Below are 24,543 nucleotides of genomic sequence, written 5' to 3'. Positions count from 1 at the left end.
TCAGGCTTTTCATTTGTTAGTTGTTTTAACTCATGAGTTCAATACCTTTGGCATAAATCCTGCTAAAAAAACTCGCACAAACTACTGACAAACTGCATCAATTTGGTTTAGATTGGCGCACTTTTGAAAAAACATTAGGGGGGATCGTTCGTCTCAAACGATCCTTAATTGATTTGACTGATCCTTGATCAACGATTAAGAGGATAAAGCCGTTGACTAATATAACTGGGACTCAATCGGCAGCTAAACTGCAAAAAACGCTAGGACTCTGGCACATCATTATTATCGGTTTAGCTTATATTCAGCCAATGACGTTGTTTGATACTTTCGGTTTGGTATCAGAAGAAAGTAATTTCCACGTTCCTACATCATATATTTTCGCACTTGTTGCAATCCTACTGACTTCATTGAGTTATGGTCATATGATCCGTAGATATCCATCTTCAGGTTCAGCGTATACCTATGCTCAAAAATCTATCCACCCTAACGTTGGTTTTATGGTTGGCTGGTCATCATGGTTAGATTACCTGCTCTCCCCCATGGTCAACATCATCCTTGCGGTGATTTATCTTGAGGCTTTATTCCCTGATGTCAATCATTGGGTCTGGGTCATTGTGTTAACAGCATTTATGACAGGTATTAACCTTCGTGGTGCGCGATTTGTTGCAAATTTCAACAGCTTAATTGTATTCGTACAATTAATTGTGATCGCTGTATTTACATGGATGGTCTATACCAAGCTCCAAATGGGATATAACGCGGATGGTCCAATCTCTGCTGAACAACGCTACCAACTTTGGAGTTTAGAACCATTTTGGAATGAGTTAACTTCAGTGGGTGCCTTGATCACAGGTGCAACATTACTCTGCTTCTCATTTACAGGATTTGACTCACTCAGTTCTCTCGCTGAAGAAACTAAAGATACTGAGAAAACGCTACCAAAAGCAATTTTCTTAACTGCTTTAATTGCAGGGATTATCTTTATCGTCAGCACTTACTTCATGCAGATCTATTTCCCTAATAATCCGGGATCATACTTCCAGAATATTGCAGAAACTCAACCTGAAATTTTGTTGTTGGTTGGTGGATCTTTGTTCCAGTCTTATGTGCTTGCATTTGCAATCATTACTGTTATGGCATCAGGTATTTCTGCACATGCAGGTGTATCACGCCTTATGTATGTTATGGGACGCGATGGTGTCATCAATAAGAAAATTTTTGGTCACATCAGCCCTAAAAACTTCACTCCATCATATAACATCATGATTGTAGGTGCAGTCGCATTAACCGCTGGTTTTATGGATTTAGACTTTGTCATTTCATTAATTAGCTTCGGTGCGTTAACAGCATTTAGCTTTGTGAACTTATCTGTTATCTCACGCTATGCGTTACGCGATGGTCGTACTAAAACAGCGAAAGAAATTATTAATTTCGTTATCGTACCATTACTCGGCTTTATTGCAGTATTTGCATTGTGGTTAGAGGTCGATCAAGCATCGCTTAAATATGGTTTGATTTGGGCGATTGGTGGTATTTTGTATTTAGGTTATAAAACCAAAGGCTTTAAATACCCTGCTCCACAACATGATGAGTTTAATGATCGTTAAAAATTGATTTTTTAGAAAGGCGCTTAGGCGCCTTTTTTTATTATGCAAATTGACCAAAATGATCAAACATCAATCAAAATTTCTGATTTAAAAAATAAACTCTACATCCTAATAGGCAGCTTTATTTCAAAATAATGAGACAAATAACACATTTAAACGCAAATACATGAAATTAAATAAAAAATGATTGGCAAAAAATTACATATTTGTCAGGATACTCATTGACCAAAAATTACACGATGTGTATAAAGAGCAAAATATTTGAGTAAAAGCTCTAATAATATTCATTACACAGGGAATGTAATAATGCGTTTGAATACACTTACTGGGGCGATTTTGGTCGCAATGTTTCCAACCGCGGGCGCTTATGCTGCAGCTATGGATCGTTCAGGCCAATCGATGAATGGCTTTTTACAGCCAGGAAACTATGTTGATTTTAGTTATTCAATTTTGGATGCTGATCTTTCAGGAACAATGAGAACTGAACCTTCGGGCCCTGCATCTGCAGGATTAAGAGACCCGAATGGTTGGAATATGCCTACAGCAGATGATATTAACGCAGGTGGGGAAATTGCGGGCTCAAATTTAAGTGATATTGCAGACACGTTCGGATTTGCAAATATTAATTTAAAATTTCAAGTGACTGACAATATTTCATTAGGTTTAATTTATGACCAACCTTTCGGAGCAAAAGCCTCTTATTCAAATTCTGATAAAAAACATTCCAGAGTCAACAGCTCAGGACGATTGCCATTAGGTGACCTTGAATCTGCGACAAAATATGGTGCATTTCACAGTGAGTATGGCAGTACAGAGGCTGAAGTTTCGACAAATAGTTTATCTCTAGTCGTAGGCTTCCAACCTAATGAACACCTTAATTTTTATGCAGGCCCAGTTTATCAAACAGTAAAAGGTGATCTTAGTTTACAAGGAACTGCTTACAGTCTGTTGGGAGGTTATTTATGTAATTCACAGACTAGTGGTGTAGCACTGTGTAGTACTTTTAAGGAAAAAGGTACAGGTTCAAGAGATCTTCTTGGTCGTGATACAAGAAAAGATTATCAAGGCTATAAAGCAAGTATGCCTGAAGAAGGTGCTTTTGGTTGGCTAGCGGGTGCTGCATTTCAAATTCCTGAAATTGCATTAAGAGCTTCATTAACCTACAGATCAAAAATTTCTTATTCAGTTCAAGCTGAAGAAAGTATGCCTGAAGTGATTACAGATACATTACCTATTGTACATCCTGGGTGGCATATTGTAGATAAAATTGGGGCACTTGGTACCGACTACCAATATACAGAAGGTAAAACCTCAGCATCAACTCCACAATCAGTTAACCTAGATTTCCAATCAGGTATCATGGCTGATACATTAGCTTATATCAATTTACGTTGGGTAGATTGGTCTGAGTTCAAAATCCGTCCATACAAATTTGGAGTTTTAACTTCTTCTATTACGGAGGGACAAGGTAAAGGACCTCGTGGTTTCGACTTAATCGCTTATGAAAAAGATCAAATATCTGCAACATTCGGTATTGCAAGAAAATTAAATGAAAAACTCGCATTGACCATTATCGGAGGATGGGACTCTGGTGCAGGTGAATATGTTTCTACCTTAGGTCCATCTGAAGGTTTTTGGAGTGCAGGATTAGGTGGTCAGTACAGCTTTAATAAAAATACATTCATTCAAGCGGGTGCACGATATTTTTGGTTAGGTGATGCAAAAGCTCAATCTGCTAGTTGGTTCGGAACCGATCGCTATGATGCAGATTTTAAAGACAATACAGCTATTGGATATAGCTTTAAAATTGGTTACCGTTTCTAGAGTTTAAAAAGCACGGATTTTTCATCCGTGCTTTTTTTTAAATTAATCGACAACTAAAACCTAATTTAGTATCAATTTGATTATCTTTGAATCCTAAATACTCAATAAACCTATTTCGATCATCCACAATTTTCTGTTCATCTATAGACATACGATGGCGATTTTTTTGCGCTAAAGAATATGTTTCATCTACAGAAGCTTGATATATATGACATAATTCAAGCTGTTTCTTACTTTTTAACACCAAATTTTTTCCTGTCCGCTCGAAATCATTTCGTTTTAACGCCGCACTCCAATTTTCCAAATTTTTGAACATTTTTGCTTTCATCTGAGCTAATGCTTGATCGATTTCCTGTTGAGTCAATGGATTAATATTATTTAAATCCGCTTGTTCTTTATTTTCATTTTGTGCCATCACTTTAGAGGTCGTCATTCCTGCACAGATGATTACTATAATTCCATAGCTGTATTTTTTAATGTTTTTAATCATACATCCCCGTATCTAATTTATTTCGATAAATTTATGTTCGTATTAGACAACTGATATTTTTAAAAAGCCATTTTAATAATGTAATAGATTGAAATATTAAGGGATTAAGGCATTTTTTTTGCATTATCAATTCACTGATTTAATTATATATTTTTGGTATTGAATTTATGAAAAAAATGTTTCCATTAGGCTGTGCTGGACTAGGCATACAAGCCTCATCATTTGAAAATCCAGTATCTCTTGAAGAACCATCAATAATGGAAAAATTCGATCTACTTGCAGAATCGAGCGTGTGGGATTTTATCGATCACATTCCGACTCATCGTGAAATGATTGATGATTACATTAAAGGGAGTCAAAAATACAATATTCCAGTTTATTCAGGTTACGGATGCTATATTTGGGGAGAACATGAAAAAATATTCAAAGAAAATATCGAGCTTACATGTGCCGTAGGCGCCAAATACCACAACATTATGCTTGCAGCAAAAGACAGTAAATTCAACTATCTTAATGATCAACAAGTTGCTGATGCCTATTTATATTTTTATGAGTATGCTCAAAGTAAGGGTATAACCATTACCTTTGAAAATCACGTAGATAATTGGTCTGAAGATTATCGCCGGGTAGAGAAAGTTGCAGCTTTAGTCAATCATCAAGGTATTCCATTTAAAATGGCGATGGACTATAGCCACTGTATTTTCAAAATCGAAAATCCAATCGAATCTTATATCTCTTTTCAACATGACCAAGAAGCCATTAGAAAGCTTGATCCTTTCAACTGCGATAGTTTTGCAGATGATTGGTTAAATCAAAATTTGGTACATTGGGGGCAAATACGTCCTGCGGTTCCAAACGGGCCATTAAATACATGGTCCCAAGAATACAGCCCATGGGAAGGTCACGGTCTTAATCGCCCTGGAAGAGGCATTCAATACCCATTTAGGCAGCCACCAAAAAATGCGTGTCCCCATGATGAATGGCATGCATATAAATTAAGCTGCACCCAAGAGGTCATTCGCAAGATGATTGACCATTATTTGGATCATGAGGATACAAATATTGAAATCATGACCGTGGATAATATTAATTTATGGTCCTATGGTTTGGGTTGGAAATATAATATGTTTGCAGATAGCTGCGACATAGCGCGCTATATTAGACAAATATATGCGGAAAGAGCATCAATTCATTATGCTAAAAAAGGGCTAAGTTCTGAGGACTTTATCAATCAATATCGCTCATAAATCATTAGAATAATTAAAAAAAAGCATTATATAGATAATGCTTTTTTTGTATCGCGAGATTTAAGCTACTGCATTCTCTTCCGCTTTTTTATATGAACGATTATACATTTCTTCTAAATGCTCCCCTACTGTACATGGTGCATATAAAGGTAATTCACCTTCTTTCAATGTTCCTGGAACTGGCTCAATCACAGCGTGATAGTCTGGTTCATAAAAAAATGGAATTGAGTAACGATAAGCACCATTTGAAAAACTATTTTTTACTCGATGTGGATTGGAGTGATATAGACCATTGGTCCATTTTGGAATCATATCACCTAGATTAACTACAAATGTTCCTTCAATTGGTGGTGCTGCAACCCACTCTCCGTCAGGCATGCACACTTCTAATCCGCCTATTTGATCTTGTGCCAAAATGGTGACTGACCCCCAATCTGTATGCGCGCCAACGCCATATGTTTCATCATCTCTAGGTGTAGGTGGATAACGCAACATGCGTAATGTTCCCATAGGATCTTTACTAGAAGCATCAAAATAGTTCGATGGCAGATTTAACGTTAATGCCAAAAGTTGCATCAGAAAATTTGCCAGTTTATACATTTCATCGATGTACTCCTGACAAATCAATTCACATTGAGGTAATTCTTCAGGCCACTGATTTGGACCATAGTTTTGATATTTAGCGATTGCAAAAGGATGATCTTGAGGATAATTACGACCACAATAAAACCCTTCTTTATAATCTGGCTTGCCGTAAGGGTCTAATTGCTGACCATTTAGTTTATCAAATCCACGGAATCCAAAAAAATTACGTACATCATATTTTTGCTTAACGTCTTCTGGAAGCGCCAATAATTCTTTTGCTAATGCAAACTGTCGCGTCATCATTTCTAAAGGAACTGTATGATTCTTCACATAGAAAAAACCTGAATGCATCGCAGCTTTTCTCAGTTCAGCAACTGCACGTTTAGTCGCCTCACTTTCTGGTTTGTTTATATCTACGCCTGCTAAATCAATTACTGGTATTCCCATTTTTATCCCCTTGTATCAGGTATATATCTTTTACGTTTTCATTATCTTGCTGAAACTTTCGACAATTTAGGATTGACTAAAATTTGTCTTAAAAGCTAAGTCTCAAACTTAAGTTTTTTCTGGTACAACGTCTGCTACTATTTGATTCTGCTTTTGCTTAGCTCGATTAAAAATCAGATTTAGAATAATTCCCGCAAATGTCGCCGTTGTAATGCCGCCGAGATCAAGTCCACCAACCATAATCGAATAGTTCCCTGCGCCCATAATCACAGTCACTGATGCCACGATAATGTTGCCGTTTTGAGTAAAATCGACTTTATTTTCGATCCAGATTTTCGCACCAGCGATTACAATTAAGCCGAAAACAATCATTGAAGTCCCTGTCAAAATTGCGACAGGTAATGTGCTAATGAGTGCTCCAAATTTTGGTGATAATCCCAGAATAATGGCGACAATACCCGCAATTACAAAAACCACTGTAGAGTAAATACGCGTTGCCGCCATGACCCCAATATTCTCTGCATATGTAGTTAATCCTGTTCCTCCTACTGCACCAGACATAGAGGTACATACCCCATCTGCCAAAAATGCTCTACCCATATAGGGTGTAATATTTTTGCCTGTCATTTCACTTACAACTTTGAAATGCGCAAGATTTTCAGCAATAAGAATAAATGCGATAGGTAGAATCAGCAGAATTGCATTCATTTGAAATTCAGGTTGATATAAAGTTGGTAAACCAAACCATGCCGCATTTGAAACCGAGCTAAAATCGATTGGTTTGCCCATTCCCATCATGTTAGCTAAAACAAAATATACAAGATACGAAACTATCAAACCCACCAATAGCAATAATCGTCTCAACATTCCTCTTGTAAATACTGCGACACCACCAATACACATTGCGGTCAATAAAGCCATCCATGTATCAAACTCATTACCTGATACGGCTTTAATCGCCCCAGGTGCTAAATTTAATCCAACAATCATAATGATTGCACCAGCAACAACTGGTGGTAAAAGATTCTCCATCCATTGAGAACCCGTTTTCATTACAAGTAAACCCATCAAGGCATAGAAAATACCACATACCACTATTGCACCTAAGGCAATCCCAATATTTGGATTTAACCCTGAACCGGTATAGCCTGTTACAGCAACCACAGCACCAATAAAAGCAAAACTACCCCCAAGATAGCTTGGCACTCTCCCACCTGTGATAAGGAAAAATAATATCGTGCCTATACCAGATAACAGGATCGTTAGACTAGGATCAAACCCCATGAGCAGCGGTGCCAACACTGTTGCACCAAACATGGCAAATGTATGTTGAAGTCCAAGTACAATACTTTGTCCTGTAGGCAAGTACTCGTTCATGGCAACGGGAGTTTTTTCAATATCTCCTTGAAAAGGAGTAAATTTGGAAAACCAATTCTCTTTCATCACATACCACCCCATTGGTAATGTGAGCCAATGTCGAACATCTTTAGACATTGGCTGTACAATGATAAATTCATTTCGTTTAAGTACAAATCACAGTTCGTCTATCAAATTTATCGGAACCATATATTCACTTTAACTAAGCAACAAATATACCAATTGGTCGAATTTCTAATATCTCGTTTGGATGACAGCTAGTTTAAGATCAACAAAAATCAAACCTAACACTCTGTTTTATATAAATATTAAATTCATTAACAAATAAAAAATTTGACCATTTTGTATATTTTTTAAACTTTTACTCAAAAAAATTGGATTCCCGAAATATAAAATCAAATCGTATTTAAAATCATTATTTTAATTTTATTCTTAATGAATATTTCATTATATTAGCCAAGTTTTACTAAACTTTTATGCATTAAAAAAGGTCACCTTTCGATGACCTTACTGACTTAAGTTAAATCTTTAAATCCTTGTTGTCGCCATGCTTCATAAACAATCACTGCCGTAGCATTAGATAAATTTAAGCTTCTAGAATTTGGTGCCATGGGCAAACGAATCCAATGTTGCTTTGGGAACATCATACGGACATGTTCAGGTAGTCCGCGCGTTTCAGGCCCCATGAGTAAAGCAACTGGCCTATTCAGATTCGAGGTATGTGGTGTTTCGGTACCTTTGGTCGTTAACGGATAAATCGAATCTTGATCCACACCTTGACTCGCTAGATTTTCCAGACATGCTTCAATATTATCCCATATCTGCATGCGAGCCCATTCATGGTAATCTAATCCAGCACGCTTTAACTTCTTATCATCCAGCTCAAAACCTAGCGGTTTGACCAAATGTAATTGTGCTCCTGTATTTGCACATAAACGGATAATGTTTCCTGTATTTGCAGGAATTTCTGGTTCGTATAAAACAACATGAATCACAATAATTTCTCAACTTTATAGCAGACTTTTACAGTTCGTCTTGCCATTTCAACTGTTCTCTTAATTTCACCACCTCACCAATAATGGTCAAAGTTGGCGCCTGAATTTGATTTTCTAACACTTTCGAAGCGATATCTGCCAAAGTCCCCACAACAACTTTTTGTTCTGGTGTCGTACCTTTAGAAATTAAAGCAACAGGCATGTCTGCTCGTTGACCATGTTGAATAAGCTTTTCACAGATTTTTTCTAATCCAACAAGTCCCATGTACAGTACCAATGTTTGGTGTTCATACACGAGTTCATTCCATGGAAGTTCAGGAGAACCTTCCTTCAAATGTCCAGTCAAGAAGCGAACACTTTGTGCGTAATCACGATGAGTTAAAGGGATACCCGCATATGCTGAACACCCTGATGCTGCGGTAATTCCGGGAACGACCTGAAATGAAATTCCTGCCTCATAGAGTTCTTGAATTTCCTCACCACCTCGCCCAAAAATAAAAGGATCTCCTCCTTTTAAACGGCAGACACGTTTGCCTTCATTCGCATATTTCACGAGTAAAGCATTAATACCTTCTTGTGGAACAGCATGATTTGACCTTGCTTTACCCACATAGATTTTTTCAGCATCCCGGCGGCATAACTCCATAATAGCACCAGAAACTAAACGGTCATAAATCACAACATCTGCTTGTTGCATCAACCTTAAAGCTTTGAGTGTGAGAAGCTCGGGATCACCTGGACCTGCCCCAACTAAATAAACTTCACCTTTGGGTTTGTTCCATTCTATTAAAGACTGATGAATAATTTTTTCTGCTTCAGCCAGATTATTATTAAATACACGCTCTTTGAAAGGTCCAGCATACAGCTCTTCCCAAAAGATACGGCGTTCATCAGGATTTTCAATTTTTTGTTTTACACGTTTTCGCCATTCACCAGAGATTTTAGCTAATGTTCCGATTCCATGCGGGATTACAGTCTCAAGTTGAGTTCTAATCTGTCTGGACAATACTGGGGATGTCCCATTACTCGCAATTGAAATAACAAGTGGAGAGCGATCAACAATTGCAGGGACCATAAATCGGCAATGTGGTGGATCATCAACACTATTCACCAATACATTTAAGTTTTCACATTCTTCAAAAACTTGTTGATTCACTAAAGGCTGATCTGTGGCAGCAATCACTAAACGGTAATCGTTTAATTTTAAATCGTGATCTTCAAAATGAGCTTGAATATATTGACCAGAGCTTTTCTCGACAATTTCTAAAAGTTGCGCCTCAATCTCAGGTGAAATAACCGAAATTTTTGCTCCTGATTTTTGCAGTAACAGTGCTTTGCGATAAGCAATATGCCCTCCACCGACAATCAAACAAGGTTGCTGCTGCAATTTTAATGAAATTGGAAAAATATCCACTGAATCGATCCTCATATGCCCACTCTATTTTAGCACCTTCTCCACGACTCAAGCTGCTTAAAAGTAAGCAAGTGGTAGCTTTTTTAACAGATGCATATCGATGAAGGGACCTAAAACGGATAAAACTTGAACTCTATTTGGATAGTCAAAAATCCTGCTGATGCCGATGATAAGTTCAACAGTAAAGGAGATTATCGAGATGGCTGGTTCATATATTGATGTACATTCATCAGCAGGTTCGTTTAAAGCATATCTTTCAGTACCTGAAGCAGGTAAAGGTCCTGGTCTTGTGTTATGTCAGGAAATTTTCGGTGTTAATGAAGTTATGCGTCAAAAGGCAGACTTTTTGGCTGAAGAAGGTTATACCGTTATTGTTCCTGATTTATTTTGGCGTATTCAACCTAATGTAGAACTCGGTTATACCGAAGAAGACTTTCAAAAAGCATATGACTTATATACTCAATTTAATCAAGATCTGGGTATTGAGGATATCAAATCTACAATTGAAACACTCAAATCCCTTGAAACAGTTGATCAAGATGCAGGTACTGGATTGGTCGGATACTGCCTAGGCGGTAAATTGGCATATCTCGCAGCTTGCCGCATTCCAGATTTAAAGTGTTCTGTTTCTTACTACGGTGTAGGAATCGAGCAAAACCTAGAAGAAGCAGTCAACATTCAATCCAAACTGGTTCTTCATTTTGCTGAACAAGATCAATTCTGTGATTCTAACACTCGTGAACAAATCCTACTTGCTCTGCAAAACAACTCAAAAGTCGAAACATATATTTATCCAGATGTCGATCATGCCTTTGCTCGCCCACAGAGTATGCATTATCACAAGCCTAGTGCACTCATGGCACATGAAAGAACCATTACAGCTTTACGCAAAGCAATAGGACCAAATTACGACCTTGCTGCGCTATGGGAAGAGCATGTTCGATTTGAATTTGACACTCGAAATGTTCCAGACACGATGGCAACAATGGTGGCAGAGCCTTATGTCAATCACATTCCAACATTGACAGGTGGCGTCGGCTACAAACAATTAGCTCGCTTCTATCAATACCATTTTGTTCATAACAATCCAAAAGATATGAAACTGACGCCTATTTCACGAACTGTAGGCGCAACTCAAGTCGTTGATGAATTCATTATGAGTTTCACTCATGATGAGGAAATTGATTGGTTAATTCCTGGAATTAAACCGACGGGAAAATATGTAGAGATTCCAATGCTCGGCATTATCAAGTTCCGTGGACCGAAACTATGTCATGAGCATATCTATTGGGATCAGGCAAGTTTACTGGTGCAAATTGGCGTATTAGATCCAACTGGACTACCTGTTGCAGGTGTTGAAACTGCCAAGAAACTTTTAGATGAAACTTTACCCTCAAATGAACTGATGCCAACTTGGCCATCCAGTGAAAATAAACCGATTGGCGAATAAAGGAACTCATTCTGACAATCAGAATTAAGATGAAGGATTATGATCATGTTAAATGAAATGACACCTGTAATACAGTTGGAGCAACGCTCGTTACGCCAACTCTTAGGTCAGTATGCAACTGGGATTACAGTAGTAACTGCATTAGATTCAAATCATAAAAAAATTGGAATGACAGCGAACTCATTTACTTCTGTATCGCTTGATCCACCTTTAATTTTATGGAACATCGCAAAATCTGCGACACATTTCGAAGATTTCAAACAGGCAGAATATTTTGCCATCAATATCTTGAGTGAAGATCAGTATCAAGAGTCTAAGCATTTCTCAAAATCTTCTGATGACAAATTCGAAGGCTTAGATGACGTTGATGAGTATATGGGCATCCCCATTCTAAATAAATCCTTAACCACTTTTGTTTGTCGTCAGTATGAGCTTCATGAAGCTGGGGATCACTACATTATTGTGGGACAAATTGAAGCCTGCCGTAATCAGCTTGGAAATCCATTGGTGTTCCATAACGGGCAATATAAACAAGCAAATCTTCATCAAGCATTTGCTGGTGTATAGCGAATTCACGAAATTTAAGGATTTTTTAAAATGAATCAACATCACTTTTTCAATGATAATCGCTTTCTACTCGGCTCATTTGCTTCTAACTGCTCAGGTGGAATGACCATTTCAACTCTTGAAGATCGATGGAGTGCGAGCTGGGAAAAGAATCTCGAACTTGGAAAAATGCTAGATGAAGCTGGTATCGACTTCATGTTACCGATTGCTCGCTTTACAGGCTATGGCGGTGAAACAGACTTTCAGGGAACAATTTTAGAGACCATGACTTGGGCGGCCGCATTATTGGCTTTAACCAAAGACATTACAGTTTTTGCGACAATTCAGACTGTCCCCAATCATCCAGTTGTAGTTGCCAAGCAGATTGCAACGCTATCTGAGATTAGTCAAGGTCGTATTGGACTCAACATTGTTGCAGGCTGGAATAAACCTGAATATGAAGCACTCGGTCTACATTTACCTGATGATCACGAAACTCGTTATGGTTATGCACAAGACTGGTATGACCTGATTAAAAAAGTATGGACCAGTGAAGAAAAATTTGATTTTGAAAGTAAGTTTTTCAAAACCAAAGGAACTTATGGAAAACCAAAACCACTTGTACATCCGCCTATCTTCAATGCTGCTGGTTCAAAAAATGGACGTGAATTTGCCGTTAATAATGCGGACTTTCTTTTTACACCAGCTTCAGACTTGGGCAGAAGCAAGATTGAAATTGATGAGCTTAAACAAGCAGGTCGCGACGTAAACCGAGAAGTCAATGTGATGACCTTCTCCCATGTCATTTGCAGACCTACACAAGAGGAAGCCAAAGCAGAATGGGATCGTCAATTAAACAATGCTGATACTGTTGCCGTTGACAATCTGATGAGCTTAATGTTTGCACATGCTCAAAGTTTCCCAAAAGAGGTTCAACAATCCATTCGTGATGCAATGAGTGTAGGCCATGGTGGCTTTCCATTAGTCGGTACACCTGAACAAGTCGCGCAAGGTATTTTAGATTTACATGAAGCTGGTTTTAGAGGAACGACTCTTTCATTCCTCGATTATAGCCGCGAATTTCCGTATTTCCGTGATCATGTTTTACCAATTTTGGAAAAGCATAATATTCGTTAATCCACCACTTAAGCCGACCGTTTCACTGTCGGCTTATTTATTTTAAGAGGGAATTTAGCTGTGAATTATATTTTAAAGGGGTTATTCACTGGATCAATCTGCTTTGCATTAGGCACTGCAGTTCAAGCGGCAAATTGGAGTGATACTTCACTGGCTGTCAGTTATGGTCAAGATTTCTCAGAACCATTTAAAGACGGTGATTTTGACAAATATATTTTTAGTCTTGTACACCTAAGCGGCTATAAATATGGCACCAATTTTTTTCAACTCAATATGCATCAATCCTCAGCTGAACCAAATGCAAACAAAGCTTCTGGTCGAGGAGCTCAAGAGGCATATGCAATTTATCGTCATACCTTAGATATCCCAAGTATCACGCAACACAAACCGAATGATTCTAGTTGGTTCAAGACATATGGTTTTACAGTAGGTTTTGACTGGAATACAAAGAATGATGATTATGGTTCAAATCGACAAATGTATGTTGCTGGTCCAAGTGTTACATTAAATACACCAGGCTATCTTAATCTCAGTTTGCTAGGCTATTACGAGAGCAATGATGCTAATGTACTGAGTAAAAAATATACCTATGATCCTTACTTAGCACTTCAAGTGCTTTGGGATTTTCCTATTATGCAATCGAATTGGAATTATCAAGGCATAGGTGTTTGGATGAGTACCAAAGGGAAAGATCCTTTTGGTGAGCCTACCGCCAGTGAAATCTTTGTAGACATGTCTTTAATGTATTCTTTACTTAAAGATAAATCTGCCAATCAACCAAAATTGAAAGCTGGGATTGCTTATCAATACTGGAAAAATAAATATGGTAATGATGCATCTGGTGTTGCTGGTTCAGGAGCGACCGCGAGTAGCCCTATGTTACGTGTCGCTTACCACTTTTAAATAACATATCAAATTAATCTAATTTAGTACCAAAAGAGTATTTTTATATTCTACTATTTTAGATTAATTTATTTATTTGAGATAAAACAAAAAAAGCAAAATCATGGATTGATTTTTGCATAAGTAATGATAAGCAAGCTAAGGATAGAGGTATTTATGTATAGCCAGCAACACAGGTCTATTTCTACGATTCAATCACATACGCAGAATATTCATGATGCCAACCATTGTCTTGATTTAATCATTGGCCCACATGATTTAGTCGATTTTAATCAATATGAACCATTGGATTTTAGTTTTAATGGATCGCAAATCGGTCGTATGATTATTGGGGATTTAACATATGGTAAAGATGTAATTTTCAAAACGCATACGCATGAAAATATGAACCACTTTTGTATAACGCGCCCTAAAAATGGGCGACCACTATTTAAAAAAGATGGTCAAACTTTTTACGCCTGTTATGATCAAGCATCCATTGTTTCACCTGAAGATAAATTTGAACTAATTATTGACAAAGACTGTGTGCAAACATTCATTTCTTTTTCAAAGACTTTTGTTGAAAAAATACTTTCAGATTTAATCTCTCAGCCAGTTACCGAACCTTTGGTATTTCAAAATGTGATGGATCAAAACAACCCGAAAATTAAAGCATGGTGGGATTTAATTGACAGTATTAAAAATTTCACAAACAATTTTACCAATACTTCATTTTTTCAAGAAATGCGCTCAGATTTTGAATATATTATCGTGAAGTCATTATTATTATCTCAACCCAATAACTATAGTGATTTAATTTATAAAAATACTTTAGATTATCCTGACTTCTTTACTCGCTTATTAGAATTCATACAAAAAAATATACATCAAAAAATTGAAATTTCAGATTTAGAATATGCATCTGGATTAAGCAAAAAAAAGCTGAATACAATTTTCAAAAAATATTTAAAATGCAGTCCAAATGCTTATATACGCCATTACCGACTTAAATGTATTTATAATGAAATTTCACAGTCTACGCATAAAATTAATATTACTGAAATTGCTTATAAATGGGGTGTTACACATTTAGGTCGTTTTTCACTTGAGTATAAAGATGCATTTGGGGAAAAACCGAGTGAGACCTTAAAAAAAATTATTGAAAGGCAAACAGGCAGTGCTCAACTCATTCATTAAAACACTAAAAAAAAAGCTAACTCAATTGAGTTAGCTTTTTTGTGTTTTATCGATTAATCGATAAAATTTTGTCCACCCATATAAGGACGTAAGACTTCAGGAATCTCAATCGAACCATCTTCACGTTGATAGTTTTCCATCACCGCGAGCAAAGTACGACCAACTGCTAAACCTGAACCATTCAAAGTATGAACAAACTCTGTTTTCTTTTGATCAGCACGGTAACGAGCTTTCATACGACGAGCCTGGAAATCCCCCATGTTTGAACACGATGAAATTTCACGATAGGTATTTTGGCTTGGTACCCAAACTTCTAAGTCATAAGTCTTCGTTGCACCAAAGCCCATATCACCACCGCATAGGATGATTTTACGATATGGCAATCCAAGCGCCTGTAAAATACCCTCAGCATGCCCTGTCAACTCTTCCAATGCTTGCATAGAGTCTTCAGGTTTAACAATTTGAACCATTTCTACTTTGTCAAATTGGTGCTGACGAATCAAACCGCGTGTATCACGACCATAAGAACCAGCTTCACTACGGAAACAAGGTGTATGAGCAGCATATTTTAACGGTAGACGCTCAGGATCAATAATCTCATCACGCACAAAGTTAGTCACAGGTACTTCAGCAGTTGGGATCAAGTAATATTCTTTGTCACCTTGAAGCTTGAACAAATCTTCTTCAAATTTAGGCAACTGACCAGTTCCACGTAATGAATCAGCATTTACTAAATACGGTACATAAGCTTCTGTATAGCCATTTTTCAATGTATGTGTATCTAACATGAACTGCGTTAGTGCACGTTGTAAACGTGCAAGCGGGCCCTTGAGCACACTGAAACGAGTACCTGTTAACTTAGTCGCTGTTTCAAACTCGAGTCCACCCATCCACTCACCAAGATCAGTGTGATCTTTAATTTCAAAGTTGAATTCACGAGGCGTACCCCATTTTAAAATTTCAACGTTGTCATTCTCATCTTTGCCCTCTGGCACCGACTCATGAGGTAGGTTTGGAATAGAAAGTGATTTTGCTTCAATTTCAGCTTGTAGTTCTGTTAACGCAAGCTCAGCGGCTTTAATTTCATCTCCGATCGCGCTCATACGAGCCATGATTTCAGAGGCATCACCACCTGCTTTTTTGATTTGACCAACTTGTTTAGCACCCGAATTACGTTCTGCTTGTAAAGCTTCAGTCTTAGACTGAATTTCTTTACGACGAGCCTCTAAAGATGCCCATTCTTCTACGTTGAGTTGCACGCCACGTTTAGCTAAGGCTAAATTTACAGCCTCTATATTATTTCTAAGTAATTTCGGGTCGATCATGGTTAATCTTTTCAGGGAAAAAAACTGCCTATAGTGTAAGCGCTTCGTTGAAAAAAATACAGTCGAAGCGCTGACAGCTGAAGCTTATTGAATCAAATTAAAATAGAGTCAATTACTCAGCAGCGAGTTTGGGTAGGTTTGGAAGATATTCTGACTGTATCAAACCATTCACACTCTCATAAGGTAAAGTGAGTTCAGACATTCCTTCAGCATAGGACGCGAGTTCATACAGCGGATAAACAAAGACGATACCATCAACTCCGTAATAGAAATTGTCACTTAATTCGAGTTTATCTTGTTCAATATTGTGATCTGTAAGCCACATACTATTAGCACTATAAAGTGTTTCTAATAGCTTTTTATTTTGACCTTTCACAATTAAATCTTGTAGTGCTATTCTTTTTTTAGTTTTTAAATCGAAATGAACATATTCTTTGTGGTACATCCCATGTGCTGCACCAGCAGGATATACATAGCTCAGATATTCAAAACTCGCTATATTCTGATGTTGACTTAAATAACGTACCACAGTCTGACTCTGACTCAACTTCAGCGGATCCACAGTAGTTGTCTCTGTATTCTTAGTAGCCGATTGGAATGGTATAGGGTCTGCTTTTTCAATTCGATTTTTAAAATACGTATTAATCCACGGATGATTAGTTTCAACCGTTTGGAATGAATATTCTGTACACCCTGCCTCATCGCATACTTGCTTCTGTTTAGGCTTTAATTCGACGTTCTTCGATTCGATATACCAAGATTCTGATTGTTTTGCTTGCACAGCAGTCTCATTGCTTTTTTTAGTTTCTGCATCTGATTTAGGCTGACAAGCGCCTAACATGATCATTGATGCACAAATAACACTCAATTTTCCAAACCGATTCATGTGTTTTAGCATATAGCCTCCAATAAAAATGAGTGTTTAACACAGAGACTATAAATTCTAGATGACATGAATTCAGTTGAAATTTGTAGTTAAAAAAAGCAGCGATAAACGCTGCTTTTATATTATTGGTCAATAATGTCTGTGCCTTTAGGCGGTGTAAAGTTAAATGTTGAATCCGGAATACCTTCATTCACTTTCACATTACTAAATTTAACGTGTGTAGTTTGTCCTAATGAATCTTCTAAAATCATTAAGCTTGGCGCTTTATTTGCACCGAAACTAATGGTCAGACTCTGAAAGGCACCATCTTTCTGCTTAGGATATAACGTGTAATAAGTTTTAGCTTTATTTGGCTGTGTTACACGATATGACTGCATAATTTGGTTGGTATTACCAGACAATAATAATGCTGGTGTATTGGCAACTTGCTCATCCATATTTTGACGAATTGCCTGCTGTAGATCTGGGTCATAGATCCAAATCATCTTTCCAGAAGTCACAATTGTTTGTTTTGCTGGTGCTGTAGTTTCCCAATAGAACTTACCTGGACGAGCAACTTTCATCACCCCAGTAAAAGTCTGATTCATATGTTGAGCACTCAAACCTTGTTTTTGTGGTGCTTTACTAGATTTAGTTGCTTTCGTTGTTTGTTCAAAATTTGCCGTTAAACTTTTTATTCCGTTTAATTGACGAACCAAGTTTGCGGTCGCTTGTTGCTCCGAAGCAGCCACTGGCGCTGCGAAAACTTGAGTGCTTGCGACTGGTGCCATCATTGCAGCACTCATTGTAATTGCACCAATCGTTTTACGAAGCATTGTCATGATCCCACCTTTTGTTATTGATCATCATTTGATATGGAGTCATCTTAAACCAAATTTGATCGCTAATAATTGAGAAAATAAGAACTTTTGTATTGTTATTTAGCTAAATTGTTGAAAATACTTCATCATGATGAAGATTCACTTCAGTTCAATAACTTTCTTTCAGATATAAAAAAACCCACTCAAGAGTGGGTTTTTTGGTTATGCCTGATAAAACTTATACAGTTTCAACAGATACATAACGACGGCCAAATTGACCTTTAACTTCGAATTTGATCACGCCATCAGCGGTAGCAAATAAAGTATGGTCACGACCCATACCAACGTTAGCACCAGCGTGGAACTCTGTACCACGTTGACGAACGATAATGTTACCAGCAGTCACAGCTTGACCACCGAACATTTTAACACCTAACATTTTAGGATTTGAGTCACGACCGTTACGTGTCGAACCACCGGCTTTTTTAGTTGCCATGTCTATTTACTCCTCGTAATTAGCCTGAAATAGCTGTAATTTTCAACTCAGTGAACCATTGACGGTGACCTTGTTGTTTACGATAGTGTTTACGACGACGCATTTTGATGATGCGGATTTTGTCGTGACGACCATGGCTAACTACTTCAGCAGTTACTTTAGCACCAGCAACAACTGGAGCACCAATTTGAATGCTATCACCGTTCACTAACATTAATACGTCATCAAACGTAATAGTAGAACCAGTTTCAGCTTTCAATAATTCAACTTTAAGGGTTTCACCCTCAACAACACGGTGTTGTTTACCACCGCTTTGGATTACTGCGTACATAATGTACTCCAACAGGCCCGTGTCGTCGTGCCGATAAAGGAATATATCGATCTTAAAACGAACGCCACTGGGGGTTATTCAAGGGCAAAGATTTTAAGTGATAATGAAATAAACAACAAGGTCTTTTGTCTAAAAGTTAACTTTCATCCCGAAATATCTATTTCTTACATGAAAATAACAATTTGCTGATTGATTAAACTATATTTATTCACAAAATGAACTACTTCGAATATCAAATAACGTATCAAGTTTTATTGGTATTATGAAGATTAAATCACAAACATGAATAGAAACTGAACAACATTAAGAAAATCATGCATATTCATGTGGCAAAGCGACCAAAACTTTCACTTAAATTGTTACACTAGCTGAGTAACATCTACTGTTTGTATAAGGACTTCATTGTTATGGCCATCGATTTTAAGCAAGACATTCTCGCACCTGTTGCTACAGACTTTGCTGCGATGGACCAACTTATTAATGAAGGAATCAGCTCTAAAGTTGCTTTGGTGATGTCAGTCAGCAAACATGTGGTTGAGGCAGGTGGTAAACGCATGCGTCCTATTATGTGTTTATTGGCTGCTCGCGCTTGCGGTGAAACTAACCTAGAGCATGCCCAAAAGTTAGCTGCAATTATTGAAATGCTGCATACCGCTACACTGGTACATGATGATGTCGTAGATGAGTCTGGGTTACGCCGTGGTCGTCCTACAGCGAATGCAACATGGAATAACCAAACCGCTGTCCTCGTTGGAGACTTCCTGATTTCTAGAGCTTTCGATTTGCTCGTAGATTTGAACAATATGGTGTTATTAAAAGACTTCTCAACAGGAACATGTGAAATTGCTGAAGGAGAAGTACTTCAACTGCAATCTCAACATCAACCTGAAACCACTGAAGCGACTTATTTAGATATTATTCACGGCAAAACATCTCGTTTGTTTGAATTGGCGACTGAAGGCGCTGCGATTCTTGCCAATCAACATCAATATCGTGAAGCACTCAGAAAATACGCAGGTCATTTCGGGAATGCATTTCAAATCATAGATGACATACTCGATTACACCTCTGACGCAGAAACACTTGGTAAAAATATTGGCGATGACTTAATGGAAGGTAAGCCAACACTGCCACTGATTGCTGCTCTACAAAAAACTTCTGGAGCAGAGCACGATATTATCCGTCGTAGCATCACTACAGGTGGTACTGAACATTTGGATCAAGTGATTCAAATTGTTCAAAACTCTGGTGCACTAGATTACTGTCGCGAACGTGCTGTTGAAGAAACTACAGCAGCTCGTGAGGCATTGTTACAACTGCCTGAAAGTATTTATCGTCAAGCGCTTGATAATTTGGCGCAATTAGCATTAGATCGAATCCAATAAACTTCAACTAAAAAAATTTGCGTATGCATATAAACTTTAATGATCTTTTTAAACAAATGCAGGAGCAACTTGACCATCATCAAGCTGCTCCAGACGAAAACATACTCATTGAACTCGTTAATCGCATCCGTCCATCAGACAGTTATAACCTAGAAGAAATTAATCAAAAATTTCAGGCGTTGATACAAGCGTTATTAATTACGCCGACTGCTGCCACCACTTTTCAAGCCTATATCGTTCATCTGATCAATCGCTATAAACAAACCACTATTTATGCGGACAGTGGGATTCTTTCTCTAGATGGTTTTTGGAATCAGTTGGGTCAACGAATGGGAGCGCATGTTCTTCCCCTTTTGACCGATGAAACTGATCTAAAAGATTTAGTCTTCCGTGTCTTTCATTTACGTAGCGATAAATATTGGCTAGAAAATATTGAAGATCAGCAATGGATTCAGTTTTTTCAGATTGTCAATCAAAGTAATGGCAGCTTAGATGCAAAATTTGGCATCAAACGCGACATGATTAAAGCCATTACAGTTTTATCTTACCGTATCAGCGGTATTGGACTTTATCCTGAGTTTATTAATGCACAACCAGAACTGACTGAATATGAGTCACCTTTTTTGGTGCAGAATCGTGAAATCATTGAATTTATTGAGCTATACAAAAAACATTATAGTGAAGCTGATGATCTTACTGAAATGGTCGTACCCGACGCCAACCAGGCTTTGGTGATGATCGAGCAGTGCCGCGATGTCGTTTTGAAGATTCGTCGTGCTACGAAAAGAATTGGGGTGAGTTTAAGTCTCACTTATTTATTGTCTTTGCTTGAGCAATGTTTAGATCGTATTGAACTATTACTGAACTTATTGACTGAAACTGGAAAAGTTCAATACTTAGCACTCGCTGAGTTATGTCAAGATTTAGTTGCGGCTCACTATGAGGAGCGAAGTGTTCGAGAGCTTTTAAAAACAAACAGTGAATTAATCGCATTACAAGTCACTGAAAATGCCAGTAAAACTGGCGAACATTATGTAAGTACCAATAAAGCTGGTTTCTTCAGTATGTACAAATCAGCCGCAGGTGCAGGCGTCATTATCGCTATCATGGCGACCTTGAAGATTCTCACTGCGCGCATCGCCATGGCACCTATCATGCAAGCCTTCGCGTATAGCATGAACTATGCATTAGGTTTCATGTTGATCCATGTACTCCATTTTACGGTTGCAACCAAACAACCTGCTATGACTGCAGCTGCCCTAGCCGCGACAGTTCAACAAAAGAAAGGGTCTCGAACTGCACAAATCGCAGAACTTGCTGCACTGATTATCAATATTATCCGTACGCAGTTTGTCGCTATTCTCGGCAATATTTCCATTGCAATCCCGGTTGCAGCATTGATCACCATGATGTGGCCGTTGATTTTGGGTGAACAATTACTCAATCACAGTAAAGCAACATATTTACTTCATAGTTTAAATCCTTTTACATCCCTAGCAGTCCCACATGCAGCTATTGCAGGTGTATGTCTATTTTTATCTGGTTTGATCGCAGGTTACTTCGACAACATGGCAGTGTATCGTAAAGTCGGACCTCGCTTAAAAGCACATCATCGCTTAAAAAACTGGCTAGGTGCTGACAGACTGGAAAAGTTTGCAAACTATATTGAACGTAATTTAGGAGCACTAGCCGGGAATTTCCTGTTCGGAATCATGCTAGGCAGCATGGGGACAATTGGCTTTATTCTTGGTCTGCCTTTAGATATTCGTCATATTGCCTTTGCTTCAGCAAACTTTATGCAGGGCCTATTGAGTATCAATGGCACGCCTGAAATAGGGCTCATTATTGTTTCATTCCTTGGTGTATTATTAATTGGTTTGACCAACTTATTTGTCAGCTTTAGTCTCACTATTATTGTGGCATTACGCGCAAGACGTGTTCGTTTTGAACAATGGAAACCTCTGGCAAAATTAGTATTTACTCACTTTGTTACACGACCAATGGACTTTTTCTGGCCCCCCAAACAACCTTTAGAGGTCGAAGATCCAATTTCACCAAAGAAATCTTCTCATTAGATATTAGTGTTATTTTTTGTGCTAAAAATAAGATGCACATTGTAATGAAATTACTATAAATTATGCTTTTACACTGACTTGAAAAAAAGTGTACTGGCGAGTACACTTTGACGCATTCATGCAATAAATGTATGCGACTATAATATAACTCAGGTTATTTTATATGCCTTACTTACTGATTTTAATAGGTTGTTTAGGAATAACGATAAGTAGTATAGGAATCTATATTCCAACGATACAACAGCTCGATCTCACTGCTGTTTCATGGATGAGTCAACACCGCAATCCCCTCATAGATGGAATTGCGGTTTTATTGTCTCATGTTGGCGGTTTACCGATCATGCTGATGTGCGTGGCGATTTGGACCTTACAGCAATGGCGATTAAAACAATATGCTAACTGTCTATTTATCTCACTTGGTCTCGTTGGTGGTGCCTGTCTTGGCTGGTTACTCAAATATGCTTTCGACCGACCTCGTCCAAATGCAATTTATCAAATCGTTGAAACTTATGGAGCCGCATTTCCAAGCGCACATAGTCTCTATGCAGCAGTGATTGCTGGTTTGATGATCATGATCTTTCGAAACCATCATCAAAGTAGAATCATTTTCGTCGCTGCCTGTATATGGTTTGTTGGCATGGGTTTTTCACGGGTTTATCTCGGTGCTCATTACCCGACAGATGTTGTTGCAGGTTGGAGTATTGCGTTGATATGGCTGACTATACTGTGGTTAGTCCTATCACAACGGATAGCAAAGCAAACAATTATTTTTAGAGAAAAATCTAACGAGGTGGAATAATGATGTCGGCAAAGCTTTGGGCCCCTGCCCTCACTGCTTGTGCTCTTGCAACAAGTATTGCACTTGTGGGTTGTAGCAAAGATCCAAAAGATGCAGAGCAAGCCGCTGCACAACAGCAAATGCCGCCAACTGAAGTTGGTGTCATCGTTGCTCAACCACAAAGTGTTGAACAAACTGTCGAGCTTTCGGGTCGAACTTCAGCCTATCAAATTTCTGAAGTACGTCCGCAAGCAAGCGGTGTGATTTTAAAGCGTCTGTTTGCTGAAGGTAGTTTTGTGCGTGAAGGACAACCTCTGTACGAAATTGATGCAAATACCAACCGTGCGAACTTAGACAGTGCAAAAGCAGCCTTAGTTCGTCAAAAAGCCAATCTCAATGCGCTTCAAGTTAAAGCTGACCGTTATCGCCAACTTGTCGGTATCAATGCTGTGTCTAAGCAAGAATTTGATGATCTACAAGCACAAGTTAAATTGGCACAAGCAGATGTTGCAGCTTCAGAAGCAGCGGTGAAAAATGCGCAGATTAACTTAGGTTATTCTACTGTTCGCTCACCAATTTCAGGGCAATCAGGTCGCTCTAGTGTGACTGCAGGTGCATTGGTAACGGCTAATCAACCTGAAGCATTGGTAACAATCCAACAGCTTGATCCAATCTATGTCGATATCAACCAATCAAGTGCTGAGCTTCTTCGTTTACGTCAACAGTTGAGTCAAGGCAGCATCGACCGCAGCAACAATACTAAAGTTCGTTTAAAACTTGAAGATGGCAGCATCTACCCTATTGAAGGTAATCTTGCATTCTCTGATGCAAGTGTAAATCCAGAAACAGGGACAGTTACCCTACGTGCTGTGTTCTCAAATCCGAATCAATTATTATTGCCAGGAATGTTCACTAATGCTCAAATTGTGCAAGGTGTAATTCCTAATGCGATTTTAGTGCCTCAAGCGGCTGTGACCCGTACACCAACAGGTCAAGCGACTGCGATGATCGTGAATGCGAAAGGTGCAGTTGAAGTACGTCCAATTGAGACTGCAGGTGTGCAAGGTAAAGATTGGATTGTGACCAAAGGTCTAAATACAGGTGACAAGGTCATTGTAGATGGTGTGGCGAAAGTTAAACCTGAACAACAAGTTGTAGCTAAACCTTATCAACCTCAAGCTGCAGCACCTCAAGCCGGCAAAGATGGTCAACAAACAAAGCCAGCAGCTCAATCTGAACAAAAAGCTACTTCAAATGCATAAGGAGTAG

The 24,543-nt window shown here is 38.2% G+C and carries 22 protein-coding genes; 12 read left to right on the top strand and 10 right to left on the bottom strand.

Features of this window, described 5'->3' with window-relative positions; translation table 11 throughout:
* Positions 1–212: 212 nt before the first annotated feature.
* A complete protein-coding gene (locus AC1M9M_RS05715; protein ID WP_035267885.1) occupies positions 213–1,607 on the top strand; it encodes an APC family permease in 1,395 nt (464 codons plus the stop codon).
* A gap of 306 nt (positions 1,608–1,913) precedes the next feature.
* A complete protein-coding gene (locus tag AC1M9M_RS05710) occupies positions 1,914–3,431 on the top strand; it encodes an outer membrane protein transport protein (RefSeq protein ID WP_092766849.1) in 1,518 nt (505 codons plus the stop codon).
* 37 nt (positions 3,432–3,468) lie between these two features.
* Here the strand turns inward: AC1M9M_RS05710 and AC1M9M_RS05705 are convergent, their stop codons facing one another.
* Complete coding sequence (locus AC1M9M_RS05705; protein ID WP_481591775.1) at positions 3,469–3,921, bottom strand: hypothetical protein; 453 nt, start codon at positions 3,919–3,921, stop codon at positions 3,469–3,471.
* Positions 3,922–4,088: 167 nt separating this feature from the next.
* Between AC1M9M_RS05705 and AC1M9M_RS05700 the strand changes: the two genes are divergently transcribed.
* Positions 4,089–5,168, top strand: a complete 1,080-nt coding sequence (locus AC1M9M_RS05700) for a TIM barrel protein (RefSeq protein ID WP_035267883.1) — start codon at positions 4,089–4,091, stop codon at positions 5,166–5,168.
* Between the two features lie 60 nt (positions 5,169–5,228).
* Here the strand turns inward: AC1M9M_RS05700 and AC1M9M_RS05695 are convergent, their stop codons facing one another.
* The 4 genes from AC1M9M_RS05695 to cysG all read right to left on the bottom strand — a co-directional run bounded on the left by AC1M9M_RS05695 (position 5,229) and on the right by cysG (position 9,986).
* On the bottom strand, positions 5,229–6,200 hold the full coding sequence (locus AC1M9M_RS05695) for an isopenicillin N synthase family dioxygenase (protein WP_481595840.1): 972 nt from the start codon (positions 6,198–6,200) through the stop codon (positions 5,229–5,231).
* A 108-nt stretch (positions 6,201–6,308) separates the two neighbouring features.
* Positions 6,309–7,643, bottom strand: a complete 1,335-nt coding sequence (locus tag AC1M9M_RS05690) for a solute carrier family 23 protein (RefSeq protein WP_481595892.1) — start codon at positions 7,641–7,643, stop codon at positions 6,309–6,311.
* 449 nt (positions 7,644–8,092) lie between these two features.
* Positions 8,093–8,572: a tRNA (cytidine(34)-2'-O)-methyltransferase gene (locus AC1M9M_RS05685; RefSeq protein WP_035267879.1), complete on the bottom strand. Its 480-nt coding sequence runs from the start codon at positions 8,570–8,572 to the stop codon at positions 8,093–8,095.
* A gap of 28 nt (positions 8,573–8,600) precedes the next feature.
* A complete protein-coding gene (cysG, locus tag AC1M9M_RS05680; RefSeq protein ID WP_481595839.1) occupies positions 8,601–9,986 on the bottom strand; it encodes a siroheme synthase CysG in 1,386 nt (461 codons plus the stop codon).
* Between the two features lie 199 nt (positions 9,987–10,185).
* Here cysG and AC1M9M_RS05675 point away from each other — a divergent pair, with 199 nt between their 5' ends.
* The 5 genes from AC1M9M_RS05675 (at position 10,186) to AC1M9M_RS05655 (ending at position 15,198) form a co-directional block, all read left to right on the top strand.
* The gene (locus tag AC1M9M_RS05675; protein WP_481595838.1) at positions 10,186–11,436 is read left to right on the top strand and encodes a dienelactone hydrolase family protein; all 1,251 of its coding nucleotides are present in this window, start codon (positions 10,186–10,188) and stop codon (positions 11,434–11,436) included.
* Between the two features lie 45 nt (positions 11,437–11,481).
* On the top strand, positions 11,482–12,003 hold the full coding sequence (locus AC1M9M_RS05670) for a flavin reductase family protein (protein WP_179997732.1): 522 nt from the start codon (positions 11,482–11,484) through the stop codon (positions 12,001–12,003).
* Between the two features lie 30 nt (positions 12,004–12,033).
* The gene (locus AC1M9M_RS05665; protein WP_179997731.1) at positions 12,034–13,119 is read left to right on the top strand and encodes an LLM class flavin-dependent oxidoreductase; all 1,086 of its coding nucleotides are present in this window, start codon (positions 12,034–12,036) and stop codon (positions 13,117–13,119) included.
* Between the two features lie 60 nt (positions 13,120–13,179).
* A complete protein-coding gene (locus AC1M9M_RS05660; protein WP_035267867.1) occupies positions 13,180–14,022 on the top strand; it encodes a hypothetical protein in 843 nt (280 codons plus the stop codon).
* Between the two features lie 156 nt (positions 14,023–14,178).
* Positions 14,179–15,198 carry an AraC family transcriptional regulator gene (locus AC1M9M_RS05655; RefSeq protein ID WP_481590631.1) on the top strand — a complete coding sequence of 340 codons (1,020 nt, stop codon included), beginning with the start codon at positions 14,179–14,181 and terminating at the stop codon, positions 15,196–15,198.
* A gap of 53 nt (positions 15,199–15,251) precedes the next feature.
* Here the strand turns inward: AC1M9M_RS05655 and serS are convergent, their stop codons facing one another.
* From serS to rplU, 5 genes are all read right to left on the bottom strand, one after another.
* On the bottom strand, positions 15,252–16,523 hold the full coding sequence (gene serS, locus AC1M9M_RS05650; protein WP_035267865.1) for a serine--tRNA ligase: 1,272 nt from the start codon (positions 16,521–16,523) through the stop codon (positions 15,252–15,254).
* A 112-nt stretch (positions 16,524–16,635) separates the two neighbouring features.
* Positions 16,636–17,421, bottom strand: a complete 786-nt coding sequence (locus AC1M9M_RS05645; protein WP_481595837.1) for an RsiV family protein — start codon at positions 17,419–17,421, stop codon at positions 16,636–16,638.
* Positions 17,422–17,531: 110 nt separating this feature from the next.
* Positions 17,532–18,230: an outer membrane lipoprotein periplasmic chaperone LolA gene (gene lolA / locus AC1M9M_RS05640; RefSeq protein ID WP_481595836.1), complete on the bottom strand. Its 699-nt coding sequence runs from the start codon at positions 18,228–18,230 to the stop codon at positions 17,532–17,534.
* A gap of 217 nt (positions 18,231–18,447) precedes the next feature.
* Positions 18,448–18,705 carry a 50S ribosomal protein L27 gene (rpmA, locus tag AC1M9M_RS05635; protein ID WP_035267862.1) on the bottom strand — a complete coding sequence of 86 codons (258 nt, stop codon included), beginning with the start codon at positions 18,703–18,705 and terminating at the stop codon, positions 18,448–18,450.
* A gap of 19 nt (positions 18,706–18,724) precedes the next feature.
* On the bottom strand, positions 18,725–19,036 hold the full coding sequence (rplU, locus tag AC1M9M_RS05630) for a 50S ribosomal protein L21 (RefSeq protein WP_035267860.1): 312 nt from the start codon (positions 19,034–19,036) through the stop codon (positions 18,725–18,727).
* A gap of 407 nt (positions 19,037–19,443) precedes the next feature.
* On the opposite strand from rplU, the gene sdsA reads away from it, so the two are divergent.
* The 4 genes from sdsA (at position 19,444) to AC1M9M_RS05610 (ending at position 24,536) form a co-directional block, all read left to right on the top strand.
* On the top strand, positions 19,444–20,421 hold the full coding sequence (sdsA, locus tag AC1M9M_RS05625; RefSeq protein WP_035267858.1) for an All-trans-nonaprenyl-diphosphate synthase: 978 nt from the start codon (positions 19,444–19,446) through the stop codon (positions 20,419–20,421).
* Positions 20,422–20,444: 23 nt separating this feature from the next.
* Positions 20,445–22,496, top strand: a complete 2,052-nt coding sequence (locus AC1M9M_RS05620) for a site-specific recombinase (RefSeq protein ID WP_180027964.1) — start codon at positions 20,445–20,447, stop codon at positions 22,494–22,496.
* Between the two features lie 163 nt (positions 22,497–22,659).
* Complete coding sequence (locus tag AC1M9M_RS05615) at positions 22,660–23,295, top strand: phosphatase PAP2 family protein (protein ID WP_035267854.1); 636 nt, start codon at positions 22,660–22,662, stop codon at positions 23,293–23,295.
* Positions 23,295–24,536, top strand: coding sequence for an efflux RND transporter periplasmic adaptor subunit (locus AC1M9M_RS05610; protein WP_481595835.1), 1,242 nt, complete (start codon positions 23,295–23,297; stop codon positions 24,534–24,536). Before AC1M9M_RS05615 ends, AC1M9M_RS05610 begins: the two co-directional genes overlap by 1 nt.
* Positions 24,537–24,543: the final 7 nt, after the last annotated feature.

The sequence above is a fragment of the Acinetobacter sp. ANC_7503 genome (assembly GCF_056780035.1).
Note: the sequence above shows the minus strand (reverse complement) of the source record. Positions and strands in the feature narration are given on the sequence as shown.